The following is a 15601-nucleotide window of genomic DNA, read 5'->3' as shown; positions in this document are numbered from 1 at the left end:
CACATCCGCTCACACCACGCAACGCTCGCCCGCCGACACTGTCACGCCTGAACGCACCCGCCGCGGAAAATGTGTCACCGGCAAGCGAAAAACCTCGTCACCCCTGTTCCCGCGCGGACGCCGTTGTTAGCTTGGCGCTCCGGCCAGGTTGGGAGGAGGTGGATGGCAGGACTCGCGTCACGGTGCTTCCGGCACGCGCCCTGGGTGATCGCGCTGTGGTTGCTCGCCCTCGCCGGTCTCGTGCTCGCCGCGCAACACGCCGGCGCCGCGTACCGGGACACGGTCGCGTTGCCTGCCGCGGACAGCACCCGCGCCGCCGAGCTGTTGCCCAAGGGCGACATCGAACGCGTGGTCGTCACCACCCCGGGGACGATCGACACGGCCAGGGACCAGATCGAACCGCTGCTCCGCGAGCTGTCCGATTTGGACCGCGTCGTCCAGGTGGTGTCCCCCTACGCCGCACCGGAACTGGTGTCGGCCGACCGGCGCACCGCGGTGATCCTCGTCAGCTTCGACGCCCCCGCCGACCGACTCGGAGCCGAACTGGCCCGCGAACTCATCGAAACCGTACGAACGGACGACCTGACCGTCGGCGTCTCGGGACAGCTCGCCGCGATGACGGTCGGCGCGCCCAACCTCGGCAACGCCGGCATCGGCCTGCTCGCGGCCGCGATCGTCCTGCTGATCACGTTCGGCTCGCTCACCTGCGTGGTGCTGCCGGTGGTCACCGCGGCGGTGTCGGTCGGGTCCGCGCTGGCCGTGGTCGTGCTGCTGTCACACGTGCTGACCGTGCCGAAGATCAGCACCGAGATCGCCGCGCTGCTCGGCCTCGGCGTGGGCGTGGACTACGCGTTGTTCGTGCTCACCCGCTACCGGCAGGGGCTGCGCGAAGGCCTGCCGCCGAGAGCGGCGCTGGAACGCGCGGCCGACACCTCGGGCCGCAGCGTGGTCTTCGCCGGGGTCACGGTGTGCGTGTCGCTGGCCGGGATGTTCACCGTCGGCATGGCGTTCCTGGACGGCATCGCCATCACGTCCGCGGTGTCGGTCGGCCTCACCATGCTCGCGGCGCTCACGCTGCTCCCGGCGCTGCTGCGGTTCACCGGCATGCGGAAGCTGCCCCGGCATTCCGCGCCCGGCCGCGGCTGGGCCGGGCTGGCACGCTCGGTCACCCGTCGGCCTGCGCCCTACGCGATCGCCGCGGTGCTGGTCATCGCGGTGCTGGCGGCGCCGGCGCTGGGACTGCGGCTGGGCATGCCCGGCGCAGGCCACGATCCGCCCGGCAGCCCGACGAAGGTCGCCGACGAGCTGCTCGCCGAGGGTTTCGGCCCCGGCGCGAACGGCCAGCTGGTCCTCGTCGCCGAGCGGCCCGATCCGGTGGCCGCCGAAGCCCTCCGCGAGATCGTCGCCACCAGAGCGGACGTCTCGCCGGGACCGGTCCTCACGGTCACGCCCCGCACCGGCCCGGACGACCCGGCAACCGCGGAACTCGTGGGGTGGCTGCGGGAGGTCGCCGGTCCCGGCTGGCACGTCGGTGGCGCGGTCGCCGTGCAGACCGACTTCTCGGCCGCGGTGACCAGCAGGTTGCCGCTCTTCCTCGCCGCCGTCGTGGCGATCTCGGTGCTGCTGCTGGCACTGGTGTTCCGCAGCGTGCTGATCCCGCTGACCGCGGCGGTGATGAACCTGCTCACCGCGGGCGCGACGATCGGCGTCGTGGTGGCGGTGTTCGGTGGCCCGATCGAGCCGTACCTGCCGGTGTTCCTGTTCGCGGGCCTGTTCGGGCTGTCGATGGACTACGAGGTCTTCCTGATCTCCCGCATCCAGGAGGAGTGGCGCCGCACCGGGCACACGCGCACCGCGATCGTCGACGGGCTCGTCTCGACCGGGCGCACCATCACCGCGGCCGCGTTGATCATGGCGCTGGTGTTCGCGGCGTTCGCGTTCGTGGACAGCCGGGTCGTGCGCGAGGCGGGAGTCGGGCTCACGGTCGCGGTGCTGCTGGACGCGGTCGTGATCCGTTGCCTGCTCGTGCCCGCGGTCATGGTCCGGCTCGGCGCGGCGAACTGGTGGCCATCGCGTCGTCGTGAGCATCCGGCCGCGCCGATCCCTGACGCACGTGACAAAGCCGGGTGGATCCATTGAACGCCAAGGGTTTGATCGTTAGCGTCGGCCCGATGAAACACCGCGTGACCGCCGTCGTTCTCGCGTTGCTGGGGACCGTCCTCCCGGGAGTGTCCACCGCGGCCGGGGGTTTCGGCACGCAGTTCCTGGACATCCACGCGGCCGACGGGGTCGCGCTCGGTTCGATGGTGCTGGAGCCGTCGACCCCGGGGCCGCACCCGCTGGCCGTCCTCATCGGAGCGTGGGGCGGCGGCCGGACGCAGAACATCATTCCGGCACGGGACCTGGCGAACCGCGGCTACGTAGTGGTTTCCTACGGCGCACGGGGTTTCGGCGAGTCGACCGGTGAGGTCGAGGTCGCCGGGACGGAGGACATCAGCGACGTCACTACGGTGATCGACTGGGCGCTGCGCAACACCGACGCGGATCCGTCCCGCATCGGCGTCGGCGGCGTCTCCTACGGCGCCGGGATCGCGTTGATCGCCTCCGGTTTCGACCCGCGGATCCGGGCCGTGGCCTCGCTGAGCGGGTGGGCCGACCTGGTCGCCTCGCTGAGCACGAACGACACCCGGCACGGCCTCGCCGGCCTGGTGCTCTACCTGTCGGGCAAGGCCAACGGCACGCTCAGCGCGGAAACCGACGCCATGCTGCGGACTTACCTGGAACCACGCATCTCCGACGCCGACTCGGCGGCCGTGATCGAGTGGTCCCGGCCCCGCTCGCCGGCGACGTACCTGGACCGCATCAACGCGAACCGGCCTGCGGTGCTGGCCATCCAGACGTGGAGCGAGACGATGTTCCCGCCGGGCCAGATGGCCGAGTTCTTCCAGCGCCTGACCGGGCCGAAGCGCGCCGAGTTCGTGCCCGGCGACCATGCGGCCACCGAGTCCGGCGGCCTGCTCGGACTGCCCAGCGACACGTGGACCTCGGTCTACCGCTGGTTCGACGCCCACGTGGCGGGCACCGACACCTCGATCGCAGGCGAACCGCCGGTCGTCACCCGCGCCCGCCCCGGCATGCAGCAACCGGCGTACCACTCCAATTGGGACGAGATGCTGGGCGAGCCGGAGCGCGCCTACCTCGGCGCGGACACCTTGCAGGACCAGCCCGCCGCGTGGAGCCGCAGCGTGACGGCGAACCGCGACACCGTCGCCGACGGCGGCGTGCCGCTGGCGACCTACAGCCTGGAGGCGATGACCGGCAACCCGCCGAACATCTTCCTGCCCCAGGTCGACCCGGGCAGCGGCGCGGTGTGGAGCCAGGCGCTCACGCGCGAACCGGTCGAGATCCGCGGCTCGATGCACGCACACCTGACCGTGATTCCGCCCGCCGCGACCGGCACCGCTGTCGCCTACGTCTACGACGTCGACCCGTTCGGCATGGGCAGCCTGATCAGCTACCTGCCCTACAGCTGGAAGACCGCGACGCCGGGGCAGCCGCTGCCTGCCGACTTCGTGTTCACCCCCACCGCCTACACCGTCGCCGCGGGGCACCACCTCGCGCTCGTCATCGACTCCAAGGACCCGCTGTTCCTGGACTGGAACTCCGGCGGCGGGCGGCTTGGTTTCGCCTCCACCACCGCCGATCCGGCCTGGCTCGACGTACCTGTGCAACCCGGGAGGGCTTGAGTGACCACCACCATCCGCGAGGAGTTCACCGCGCTGCGCGCCGGCGGCCTCAACTGGGATGTCCTGCCGTTGCGCCTGTTCGCCAAGGGCAACGCGAAGTTCTGGAACCCGGCCGACATCGACTTCGGCCAGGACGCGCGGGACTGGGCGGCGCTGTCGGATGCGCAGCGGTTCGCCGCGACGATGCTGTGCGCGCAGTTCGCCGGCGGCGAGGAGGCCGTCACGCACGACATCCAGCCGTTCCTGTCCGCGATGGCCGCGGAAGGCCGGTTCGCCGACGAGATGTACCTGACCCAGTTCTGCTTCGAGGAGGCCAAGCACACCCAGGTCTTCCGGTTGTGGCTGGACGCCGTCGGAGTCACCGGGAACCTGCACGAGCACGTCGAGGACAACCCTGGCTACCGGGCCATCTTCTACGACGCCCTGCCCACGGCACTGGAGCGGCTCAAGCACGATCCCAGCTCGGCGAACCAGATCCGCGCCTCGGTGGTCTACAACCACGTCGTCGAGGGCGTGCTCGCGCTGACCGGGTACTTCGTGTGGAACCGGGCCTGCCGCGCGCACGGAATCCTGCCCGGGATGCAGGAGCTGATCCGCCGCATCGGCGACGACGAACGGCGGCACATGGCGTGGGGCACGTTCACCTGCCGCCGCCACGTCGCGGCTGACGACGCGAACTGGCAGGTCGTGCAGGACGAGATGCAGGCGCTGCTGCCGCACGCCATCGCGCAGATCGAGTGGACCACGAAGAAGCTCGACGGCGACCCGTTCGACCTGCGGCTGGACGGTGTCATGGAGTACGCCGCCGACCACGCGATGCGCCGCCTCAAAGCGATCGAGTCGGCACGCGGGATGCCGGTCGCGCAGATCGACCTGGACTACAGCCCGGAGCAGCTGGAAGAGGACTTCCACGACGAAGACGCGGCGCGGTGAGCGGCCGTGAACCCGGGCCGCACGCTGCTGGTCGTCGCGCTCGGCGCGTTCGTGACGACACTGGACAACACGATCGTCGCCGCCGGGGTGCCCTCGATCGGGCACGACCTCTCGCTGGACCTCGCGACGCTGCAGTGGGTCAGCATCGGCTACATGCTGCCGTTCGCGGGCCTGCTGCTGGTCGCCGGGACGCTGGTGGACCGGTGGGGGCAGCGGGGCACGCTGGGCGGCGGGCTCGTCGCGTTCGGGCTCGGGGCGGTGGCCGGCGGCTTCGCGACCACCGGTGCGCTGCTGATCGCGGCACGCGTGGTGCAGGGCCTGGCCGCCGCATTCCTGGTGCCCGCCCTGCTCAGTCTGCTGCGCACCAACCTGGACAGCAGGCAGCGGGCCATCGGCGCGACGCTCTGGACGGCGTGCCTCGCGGTGGCGCTCGCGCTCGGCCCGACGCTGGGCGGGCTGCTGTCCGAGTACCTCGGCTGGAGCTGGATCTTCTTCAGCAACGTGCCGTTCGTGCTGGTCATGCTCGTGTTGCTGCCGGCGACCGCGGGCACCGGACGGGTGCGGGACGCACGGCGGCCCGCGCTCGGTGCGATGGTGCTGGTGACGGCCGGGCTCGTGCTGGTCGCGGCCGCGATGGTCGGACTCGGCGACGACGCCCGGCTGTCGGAGGCGGCGCCGCTGCTGGGCGGGCTGGCCCTGATCGCCTGGTTCACGGTGCGGGAACGCCGCGCGCGGGAGCCGCTCGTGCCGCGCGATCTGGTGCGGGAACGGGTGTTCACCGGCGCGCTGGCCGTGCAACTGCTGTGGGGACTCGGGGTGTCCGGGATCTTCTTCTTCACCCCGTTGCTGCACCAGGACTCGCTGGGCCTGAGCCCGGTGGGCGCGGGCCTGCCGCTGGTGCTGGTCGCGGTCGCCATCATGGCGGTGACCCCGGCGGTGCCGCGGATCATGGCGCGGCTCGGTCCACATCGGACGGTCTGTGCCGGGCTGCTGGTGGTGGCGCTCGGTCTGCTCGCCGTGGCCGTCATCAACCACATCCCCGAGGTGCCGCCGCGGATACCCGGCCTGCTCCTGATCGGCGCCGGCTCGGCCCTGACCACGCCGTTGACCTCGTACTCCCTGGAAATCATCGACGAACGGCACGCGGGCACCGCATCGGGACTGCTGACGGCGTCCCGTGAGCTGTCCAGCGCCATGGGCGTCGCGCTGATCGGCGCGGTGCTCACGGCCGTACGCGCCGCCCGGTTGGACGAGGGCGCGCTGGGCGGGCCCGCGCTCGCCACCGGTTACACCGCCGGGCTCATCGTCGCGGCGGCTTTGGAAATAGCCGGTGCGGTGCTCGCCCTGTGGGTGTTCCGCGCGCCCGCCCGCAAAGTTCTGCCTGTCGTGACAACGGAGTCGGCCGGATCCTCGTCCCGCGGTGAGTAAGCCGGACACGATCGATTGACACCCCATTCAGCCCGAAAATAACCTCCGGCGCACGGATTTTTCGGGCACGGAATTCCCCGAGGGACTCGATGACTGAGAACTCTTCGTTCGCGACCATGCTCGGACACTGGGCCCGCGTGCAGGGCGACGAGATCGCCGTGACGTTCCTGGACTACCGCACCAGCGCGGACGGCAACGCGATTTCCCTGACCTGGCGCGAACTCGACGACCGCGTGAGCGCGGTGGCGGAGCGCGCCCGCGAGCTGGCCCTGCCGGGCGACCGCGCGGCCGTGCTGGTGAACCAGTCCGCCGACTACGTGGTGGCGTTCCTCGCGGCGATCCGCGCCGGCCTGGTCGCCGTCCCGTTGTTCGCGCCGTCCCTGCCCGGGCACGGCGACCGGCTCACCGCGGTGCTCGACGACTGCTCGCCCGCGCTCGTGCTGACCACCGACGACGAGCGCGACGACGTCAAGGGACTGGTGACCGGACCGGAAATCCTGGTGGTGGACGCGGTTCCGGCCGAGCCGGGCAGGCGGGAGTGGCCGGCGCCGGACCCGGACGACCTCGCCTACCTGCAGTACACCTCGGGTTCGACGCGCAGCCCGGCGGGCGTCATGCTGTCGCACCGCAACGTGGTCACCAACGCGCGGCAGGCGTTGCGGGCCTACGGCGCGCGGCGCGGCGCCACGTCGACGGTGAGCTGGCTGCCGCTGTTCCACGACATGGGCCTGATCCTCGGCGCCGGCGCGCCCGTGGTCGGCGGCCTGACCTCGGTGCTGATGGACCCACTGGCGTTCCTGGAGCGGCCGGAGCGGTGGCTGCGCGCGTTGTCGGCGAGCCCGGGCGCGATCAGCGCCGCGCCGAACTTCGCCTACGCCTACAGCGCGTCCCGGGTGTCCGAGCGGGAGAAGAGCTACCTGGAGCTGAGCCGGGTGGTGTCGCTGATCAACGGCAGCGAACCGGTTCTGCCGTCGACGATCGCGAAGTTCCAGGACGCGTTCGCCGAGTGCGGGCTGCGGCCCGAGGTGCACCGCGCGTCCTACGGCCTGGCGGAGGCGACGGTGCTGGTGTCGGTGACCGACGCCGGATCGCCGTCGCGGCAGGTCACCTTCGACCGGGACCGCCTCGCGGCCGGCACCGCGACACCCGCCTCCGGCGGCGCCACCACGACCCTGGTGTCCTGCGGGCGGCCGGTGGACCAGCGGATCCGGATCGTCGACCCGGACGGGCGCCCGGTCCCTGACGGCACGGTCGGCGAGATCTGGGTCAGCGGCCCGAACGTCGGCCTGGGCTACTGGGACCGGCCGGACGCCACCTTCGGCCGGCAGGTGCCCGGCGAGGACGGCGACTGGCTGGCGACCGGCGACCTCGGGGTCCTGTTCGAGGGCGAGCTGTTCATGACCGGCCGGATGAAGGACCTGATCATCGTCGACGGCCGCAACCACTACCCGCAGGACGTCGAGCAGACCGTCGAGGCCCACCCGGTGGTGCGGCCGCACTCCGCCGCCGCCTTCTCGGTGCCGGTCGAGGACGGCGAGGCGCCGGTGGTCGTGCTGGAACGGGCCCGCGACACCGAAGCGGACTTCGGCGAAGTGGCGGCCTGGCTGCGGTCCGAGGTGTCCGCGGTGCACGGCCTGCGGCTGCGGGACGTCGTGTTCACCGAACCCGGCGAGGTGCCGAGAACGTCGAGCGGAAAGATCAGCCGGGCGCTGACTCGGCAGCGCTACCTCGACGGCTCGCTCGACGCGCGGCGGCTCGCATGACGGGCCTGCGTGCGTGGCTGGTGGACCGGGTGGCGGCCGCGCTGGGCGTTCCCGCCGCCGAGGTCGACCCGGCGAAGCCGTTGCAGGAAACCGGATTGTCCTCCCGCGACGCGATGACGTTGACCGGCGACCTGGGCCGGTTCCTCGGCCGGTCGCTGCCCGCGACCCTGGTCTGGGAGCACCCGACGATCAACGACCTCGTCGCCGCACTGTCCGACGTGGAGCGTGAGGCGGCGGCGCAGTGGACCCCGGAGCCGGGCGAGCCGGTCGCCGTCGTCGGGATCGGGTGCCGTCTGCCCGGCGGCATCACCTCGCCCGGCGGGTTCTGGCGGTTCCTCGAGTCCGGCGGCGACGGGATCGGCGACCTGCCCGAGGGCCGCTGGGAGTCCTTCGCCGACGCCGCCGAGCTGGCCGCGCTGCCGCGCCGGGGCGGCTTCCTCGACGACGCGCTGGGTTTCGACGCCGCCTTCTTCGGCATCACCCCGCGTGAGGCCGAGGCGATGGACCCGCAGCAACGGCTGCTGCTCGAAGTCGCCTGGGAGGCGCTGGAGCACGCGGGCATCCCGCCGTCCTCGCTGCGCGGCACGCGTACCGGCGTGTTCGTTGGGCTGTCGGCCGCCGAGTACGGCTACCTGACGATGACCGACGTGTCCGCGATCGACGCGTGGTCCGGCACCGGCGCCGCCGCGAGCATCGCCGCGAACCGGCTGTCCTACCTGCTCGACCTGCGTGGCCCGAGCCTCACGATCGACACCGCGTGCTCGTCGTCGCTGGTCGCGGTCCACCAGGCGGTGCAGAGCCTGCAGCGCGGCGAGATCGGCACCGCGCTGGTCGGCGGCGTGAACCTGCTGCTCACCCCGGGGATCACCGCGAACTTCACCGAGGCCGGGGTGCTCGCCGCGGACGGCCGGTGCAAGCCGTTCGACGCGCATGCCGACGGGATCGCCCGCGGCGAAGGCTGCGGGGTCGTCGTGCTGAAGCCCCTGCGTGCGGCGCGCCGCGACGGCGACCGGGTGCTGGCGGTGATCCGCGGCAGCGCGGTCAACTCCGACGGCCGCTCCAACGGCATCACCGCGCCCAACCCGGAGGCGCAGGCGGCGCTGCTGCGGGACGCCTATGCCGCGGCCGGGCTGGATCCGTCCGTTGTGGACTACGTCGAGGCGCACGGCACCGGGACGCTGCTCGGCGACCCGATCGAAGCCGGGGCGCTCAAGCGCGTGCTCGGCCGCGGGGCGGACCGGCCGCTGCTCCTCGGCTCGGTGAAGAGCAACCTCGGCCACCTGGAGGGCGCGGCCGGCATCACCGGCCTCATCAAGACCGTGCTCGCGTTGTCCCGGCGGCGGGTGCCGCCGAGCCTGCACTACCGCGAGCCGAACCCGCACATCGACTTCGACGGCCTGCGGGTGGTCACCGAGCCGGCGCCGTGGCCGCGGTACTCCGGCGTGGCCAGGGCGGGTGTGTCTGCGTTCGGGTTCGGTGGCACCAACGCGCACGTCGTGCTGGAGGAGTGGCCGGCGAACCCGCGGTTCGCGGACGACGCCGGGCCGCACGTGTTCGCGGTGTCCCGCCGGTCGGCCGACGGGCTGCGGGACCGGGCTGCCGAGCTGGCCCGCTGGGTCGAATCGTCCGACGTGCCGTTGAGCGCGGTGGCCTCGACGCTGGCCCATCGCCGCGACAACCTGCCGGTGCGCGCCGCCGTCGTCGCCTCCACCCGGGAGGAGCTGGCTGCCGCGCTGCGGGACGTGCAGCCGGGGCAGGGAAGCCTCGACGGGGTCGTCTTCGTGTTCTCCGGCTACGGCTCGCAGTGGACCGGCATGGGACGGCGGCTGCTCGAGACCGAGCCCGCGTTCGCCGCGGAGGTGGACCGGCTGGACCCGGTGTTCCGCGCCGAGGCCGGGTTTTCGCTGCGGGAGGTGCTGGCGGGCGAGCCGCCGGACCTCGCCGCGACGCAGCTGGCGTTGTTCGGGATGCAGGTCGCCCTCGCCCGGCTGTGGCGGGCGCACGGCGTGACTCCCGCGGCGGTGCTCGGGCAGTCCATGGGCGAGGTCGCCGCCGCCGTCGTCGCCGGGGCGCTGGACGTCACCGACGGCCTGCGCGTGATGACGACGCGGGCGCGGCTGCTCGGCGAGATCGACTCGGCGGGCACGGGCGCGATGGCCGTGGTCGAGGCGTCGGCCGCGGAGATCGCCGAGTTCGCCGGGGTCGAGGTGGCGGTGTACGCGTCGGCGTCGCAGTGCACGGTCACCGGTGACGCCGAAGCGGTCAGCGCGCTGGTGTCGCATGTGGAGGGTCAGGGCCGGTTCGCGAAGCTGCTGCCGGTGAGCGGGGCCGGGCACTCGCCCGCGGTCGACGCGATCCTGGACCGCTTCCGCGCCGGGCTCGCGATCGAGCCGGGCAGCCCGGAGGTGCCCTGCTACACCAGCGTGCTCGACGATCCGCGCGACAAGCCGCTGTTCGACGTGGACTACTGGGCGGCCAACCTGCGCCGCCCGGTGCGGTTCGCGCAGGCACTGGCGGCGGCGGTCGAGGACGGCCACGGCACATTCGTCGAGATCGCCCCGCACCCGGTGGCCCTCGCGGCGATCGAGCAGGCCGGGGCGACCGGGCTGCCGACCGCGAACCGCAAGACCGACGAGCAGCTCGCGTTCTTGACCAGCCTCGCCCGCCTGCACGTGCTCGGCCACCCCGGCGTGTTGACCACCCGGGAGCCGAAGCAGCCGCCGGTCGATCTGCCCGGCGCGGTGTGGCGGCACGAGCGGTTCTGGGCTCACCGGCGGGCGCGGGCGGCAGGCCACCCGCTGCTGGGCACGCACGCCGAGGTGCCGGGCAGCAACCAGCGCGTGTGGCGCGGGGAGATCGGCACGGACCGGCATCCGTGGCTCGCCGACCACGCGGCCTTCGGCACGCCGATCTTCCCGGCGACCGGGTTCGTCGAGCTGGCGCTGTCCGCGGCCGGACCACGCGTCACCGACGTCGAGCTGCGCCAGATCCTGCCGCTTGGCCCCGAGCAGGAGGTCACGACTTCGCTGGTGGACGACGTGATCAGCGTGCACACCAAACCGGGCGACTGGGTCTGCCACGCGACCGCCCGCGTCGGCGAGGAGGTGCCGCTGGAGCCGCTCGGCCCGGTCGACGGCGACCCGGTCGACCTCTACGCCGCGCTGGACGCGATGGGCATGAGCTACGGCCCGGCGTTCCGGCTGCTGCGCGACGTGACCGCGGTGGCGGGACGCGCGTCGGCAGTCATCGACATGCCGAAGCCGGCCGGGCACGTCCTGCACCCCGCGCTGGCCGACGCCTGCCTGCACGCCCTGGCCGCCGCGACCGGACCGGCGCTGCGCGAAGCCGACGGGCTGTTCCTGCCGATGTCGATCGGCGCGGTCACGGTCGCCGGCGACCCGCGGTCCGGCGTGCGCGTCGACGCCGTCGTGGACTCGCTCTCCGGCGACGACCTGCGTGGCACGGTGCAGCTTGTCGCCGCCGACGGCGCGGTGCTGGCCGAGTTCCGCGACGTGCACGCCCGCCGGTTCCGCCGGTCCGCGCTGCCGGTTCCGTTGTCCGGCAAGCTGTTCGAGGCGTCCTGGACGCGGACCGGCCTGCCCGGTGCGGCGGAGGAGGACCGGACCTGGGTGCTCGTGCACCGCGGGGAGCCCGGCCTGCGGTTCGGCGACGACCGCGTGGTCGTGGTCCCGCCGGACGACCCGCGGGCCCTGCGTGCCGCGCTGGCGACCCGGCCGGACGGCGTGGTGTGGTTCGCGCCGGAGGCGGACGGCCCGGAGCTCGTGCACGAGGTCACGCGGCTCGTTGCCGAGCTCGCCGAATCGCCGGCCCGGCTGTGGCTGGTGACCGGTTCGGCGGCCGCGGTCGACCCCGGCGAGGCGGGCCGCCCGGACCTGGCGTGCCTGCGGGCGCTGGTGCGGGTCCTCGCGTTCGAGCACCCCGAGCTGCACGCGAGCCTGGTCGACGTCGACCCGGAGTCGCTGGACCAGCTGCCCGCCGAGCTGCGCGCGGACGGCCCGGACGACGAGATCGCCTGGCGCCGCGGCGTCCGGCACACGCGGGAGCTGACCCGGCCCCGGCTCGGGGCGGCCGGGCGGCAGGCGGTGCGCGACGGCGCCTACGTGATCACCGGCGGGTTGGGCGGGCTCGGTTTGGTCGCGGCCCGCTGGCTGGCCGATCGCGGTGCGACGCGGATCGTCCTGTCGTCCCGGAGCGTGCGTGCGGTCGACGTGCCCGGTGCGGTCGTGGTGGCGGGGGACATCGCCGAACCCGGGGTAGCGGAGCGGCTCGTCGAGGCCGCGACCAGCGGTGGGATGCCGCTGCGTGGTGTCCTGCACGCGGCCGGGGTGCTCGCCGACGGCGCGGCGGTGTCGCTGACCCCGGAGCAGCTGGCGACGGCGTGGCGGCCGAAGGCGACCGGCGCGTGGCGCCTGCACGAGGCCACGCTCGGCCACGACCTGGACTGGTGGCTGGTCTACTCCTCGGCGGCCGCGTTGTTCGGCTCGCCCGGCCAGACCGCCTACGCGATGGCCAACGCCTACGCCGACGCGCTCGTGGAGTGGCGCCGCGCCCACGGCCTGCCCGCCGCGACGATCAACTGGGGCGCGTGGGGCGAGGCGGGCGCCGTGGTCGGCACGACGAACCCGGTGCTCGAACCGCTCGGCACCGCCGAGGCGCTGGAAGCGCTGGAGGCCGTCCTGGCCCGCGACCGGGCGGCCACCGGCGTGGCCCGGCTCGACGCGGACGCTGTGCTCGAATTGTTCCCGCGCCTCGCCGACCGGCCGTTCTTCGACCTGCTCGTGCCGCGGCGCACGGCGGCGTCGGCGTGGCCGGGCATGGCGGCGCTGGAACCGGCGACCGCGCACGCGGCCATCGCCGACCACCTGACGTCGCTGGTCGCCGGACTGATGGGCTTCGCGCCGGAACAGGTCGACCGGCACGTGCCGCTCACCCAGCTCGGCCTGGACTCGCTGCTCGCGATGCGGGCGCGCGGCGCTGTCGAGCGGGACTTCGGCCTCCCGCTGCCGGTGCCGATGCTGCTGCGCGGCGCGAGCCTCGCCGAGCTGGCGGCGCACCTCGCGGAGCAGGCCGGGTTCGTCGCCGGTACCACTGCGGTCACCGCGGTCGTCGTCGGACCGCGCGATCCGGCCGAGCGCTGGGTCGCCCGGCACTGGCACGAGGTGCTCGGCCGCTTCTCCGGGGTGCACGAGGACTTCCCCGGCGATCCGGCCGAGCTGCGCGCGGCGATGTCGGCCGAACTGCCGGACCTGCCCGCGAACCTGTTCGACCGGCCGACGATCGCCGCGATGGCCGACCTGCTGCGCGACCGGATCGAGGGCTCCGGGCCGGTGCGCTGCCTGCGTGCGGGCACCGGGGCCCCGGTGTTCCTGTTCCACCCGGCAGGCGGGCCGGCGAGTGTCTACACGCGACTGGTGCGTGACCTGCCTGGCGAGTTCCCGGTGTACGGGTTCGAGCGGCTGGACGACCTGGACACCGTCGAGGCGAAGGCGGCCCGCTACCTGGAGATGATCCGCGAGATCCAGCCGCGCGGGCCGTACCGGCTCGGCGGGTGGTCGTTCGGCGGCTGCCTCGCCTACGAGTGCGCGCGGCAGCTGGACGAGCCGGTGGAGCTGGTGTTCCTGATCGACACCATCCTCCCGCTGCCTGCCGACGCGCCGGCCGAGGACCTGCTGCTGGACCGGTTCGGCCGGTTCGCCACGCACATCGAGCAGACCTACGGCGTCGCGCTGGACATCCCGCGCGACGAGCTGGCCCGGCTCGGCGAGGGCGAGCAGATCGGGCTCGTCATGCGGCAGCTGGCGGAGAAGGTGCCCGGGCTGGGCGAGGGCGTGCTGCACCACCAGTACACGTCCTATGTGGACGCCCGGGTCGCGGAGCGGTACGCGCCGGGCAACTACGCCGGCCGGGTGGTGCTGTTCCGCGCGCGGGAGCCGCATCCGCTGACCACCGCGCTCGACCCGCGCTACCTGCGTGCCGACGAGGCGCTGGGCTGGGACGAGTTCTGCCCGGACCTGGAGATCGTGCGGGTGCCCGGCGACCACGTCTCGATGATCGACCCGCCGCACGTGTCCGTCATCGCGGCCGCGCTCGGCGACCGGATCACACGGAAGTGAGGACCGCAGTGGACGTCCCGTTCGCCCCGACGACCGCCTACCGGATCGCCGACCTGGCCGCCCGTCAGGACGAGGCGGTGCGCATCGCCGAGAAGCGCGCGATCGACCGGCAGCACGCGAAGGGCAAGCTGACCGCCCGCGAGCGCATCGACCTGCTCGTCGACGACGGGTCGTTCGTCGAGCTGGACCAGTTCGCGCGGCACCGCTGCACCGAGTTCGGCATGGACGGCAACCGCCCCTACGGCGACGGCGTGGTCACCGGCCACGCCACTGTGGACGGTCGTCCGGTGTGCCTGTTCTCCCAGGACTTCAGCGTGTTCGGCGGCAGCATGGGGGAGGTCTTCGGCGAGAAGGTCCTCAAGGTGATGGACCTGGCGATGTCGATCGGCTGCCCGGTCATCGGCATCAACGACTCCGGCGGCGCGCGCATCCAGGAAGGCGTGGTGTCGCTGGCCTACTACGCCGAGCTGGGGCGACGCAACGCGCACGCGTCCGGGGTGATCCCGCAGATCTCCATGATCATGGGCCCGTGCGCGGGCGGCGCAGTGTACTCGCCCGCGATCACCGACTTCACCGTGATGGTCGAGGACACCTCGCACATGTTCGTCACCGGGCCGGACGTCGTGCACGCCGTGACCGGCGAGCGGGTCACCGCCCAGCAGCTCGGCGGCGCCGCGGTCAACAGCGAGATCTCCGGCAACGCCCACCACCGCGCGACCGACGAGCGGGACGCGATCGACTGGGTGCAGACCCTGCTCGGCTACCTGCCGCTGAACAACCTGGACGCCGCGCCGGAGTACGCGGATGAAACGTCCCGCGAGATCACCCCGGCGGACCTCGAACTGGACCGGATCGTCCCGGACTCGCTCAACCAGGCCTACGACATGACCGAGGTGATCCGGCGCCTGGTCGACGACGGCGAGTTCACCGAGATCCACGGAGCGTTCGCGCCCAACATGATCTGCGCGTTCGGCCGCGTCGAGGGCCGCTCGGTCGGGATAGTGGCGAACCAGCCGCTCCGGCAGGCGGGGGTGATCGACATCGACGCCTCCGAGAAGGCCGCCCGGTTCGTGCGGTTCTGCGACGCGTTCGGCATCCCGATCGTCACCCTGGCCGACGTGCCCGGCTACCTGCCCGGCACCGAGCAGGAACGGCAGGGCATCATCCGGCGCGGCGCGAAGCTGATCTACGCCTACTCCGAGGCGACCGTGCCGAAGGTGACCGTGGTGACCCGCAAGGCCTACGGCGGCGGGTACGCGGTGATGGGTTCCAAGCACCTCGGGGCGGACGTCAACCTGGCCTGGCCCACCGCGGAGATCGCGGTGATGGGCGCCGAGGGGGCGGTCGAGGTGCTGCACCGGCACGAGCTCGCTCGGCTGTCCACAGAGGACCGGGTGGCGGCTGTCCGGCGGCTGACCGAGGAGTACCGCAAGCACCACGCGAGCCCGTACCTGGCCGCGGAGCGCGGATATGTCGACATGGTCGTGCCGCCGTCCCAGACCCGGCTCCAGGTGGCTCGCGCGCTGCGCACGCTCCGCACGAAACGGCAGACGCTGCCGGCGAAGAAGCACGGCAACATCCCGCTGTGAAACCACCC

General features: G+C 73.0%; 7 protein-coding genes. All 7 read left to right on the top strand.

Features of this window, described 5'->3' with window-relative positions:
• Positions 1-162: 162 nt before the first annotated feature.
• A complete protein-coding gene (locus tag ABZ193_RS14270) occupies positions 163-2139 on the top strand; it encodes an MMPL family transporter (RefSeq protein ID WP_039791657.1) in 1977 nt (658 codons plus the stop codon).
• A gap of 32 nt (positions 2140-2171) precedes the next feature.
• Positions 2172-3746, top strand: a complete 1575-nt coding sequence (locus ABZ193_RS14265; RefSeq protein WP_354710125.1) for a CocE/NonD family hydrolase — start codon at positions 2172-2174, stop codon at positions 3744-3746.
• Positions 3747-4679, top strand: a complete 933-nt coding sequence (locus ABZ193_RS14260) for a R2-like ligand-binding oxidase (protein ID WP_020419361.1) — start codon at positions 3747-3749, stop codon at positions 4677-4679.
• 6 nt (positions 4680-4685) lie between these two features.
• On the top strand, positions 4686-6107 hold the full coding sequence (locus ABZ193_RS14255) for an MFS transporter (RefSeq protein ID WP_020419360.1): 1422 nt from the start codon (positions 4686-4688) through the stop codon (positions 6105-6107).
• Positions 6108-6196: 89 nt separating this feature from the next.
• A complete protein-coding gene (locus tag ABZ193_RS14250) occupies positions 6197-7870 on the top strand; it encodes a fatty acyl-AMP ligase (RefSeq protein WP_020419359.1) in 1674 nt (557 codons plus the stop codon).
• Positions 7867-14004, top strand: coding sequence for a beta-ketoacyl synthase N-terminal-like domain-containing protein (locus ABZ193_RS14245; protein ID WP_354710124.1), 6138 nt, complete (start codon positions 7867-7869; stop codon positions 14002-14004). The genes ABZ193_RS14250 and ABZ193_RS14245 overlap by 4 nt, the downstream gene beginning before the upstream one ends.
• Complete coding sequence (locus tag ABZ193_RS14240) at positions 14001-15593, top strand: acyl-CoA carboxylase subunit beta (protein WP_354710123.1); 1593 nt, start codon at positions 14001-14003, stop codon at positions 15591-15593. The genes ABZ193_RS14245 and ABZ193_RS14240 overlap by 4 nt, the downstream gene beginning before the upstream one ends.
• Positions 15594-15601 lie beyond the last annotated feature (8 nt).

Origin of the sequence: Amycolatopsis sp. NPDC006125 (assembly GCF_040614195.1) — a bacterium.
Taxonomy (GTDB): Bacteria; Actinomycetota; Actinomycetes; order Mycobacteriales; family Pseudonocardiaceae; genus Amycolatopsis_E; species Amycolatopsis_E tucumanensis.
This window is presented reverse-complemented; position numbering and strand designations above follow the sequence as displayed.

Bases quoted from the DNA above. Each gene is read 5' to 3' on its own strand.
- ABZ193_RS14270 (WP_039791657.1), top strand. From the start codon at position 163: ATGGCAGGACTCGCGTCACGGTGCTTCCGGCACGCGCCCTGGGTGATC.
- ABZ193_RS14265 (WP_354710125.1), top strand. From the start codon at position 2,172: ATGAAACACCGCGTGACCGCCGTCGTTCTCGCGTTGCTGGGGACCGTC.
- ABZ193_RS14250 (WP_020419359.1), top strand. From the start codon at position 6,197: ATGACTGAGAACTCTTCGTTCGCGACCATGCTCGGACACTGGGCCCGC.
- ABZ193_RS14245 (WP_354710124.1), top strand. From the start codon at position 7,867: ATGACGGGCCTGCGTGCGTGGCTGGTGGACCGGGTGGCGGCCGCGCTG.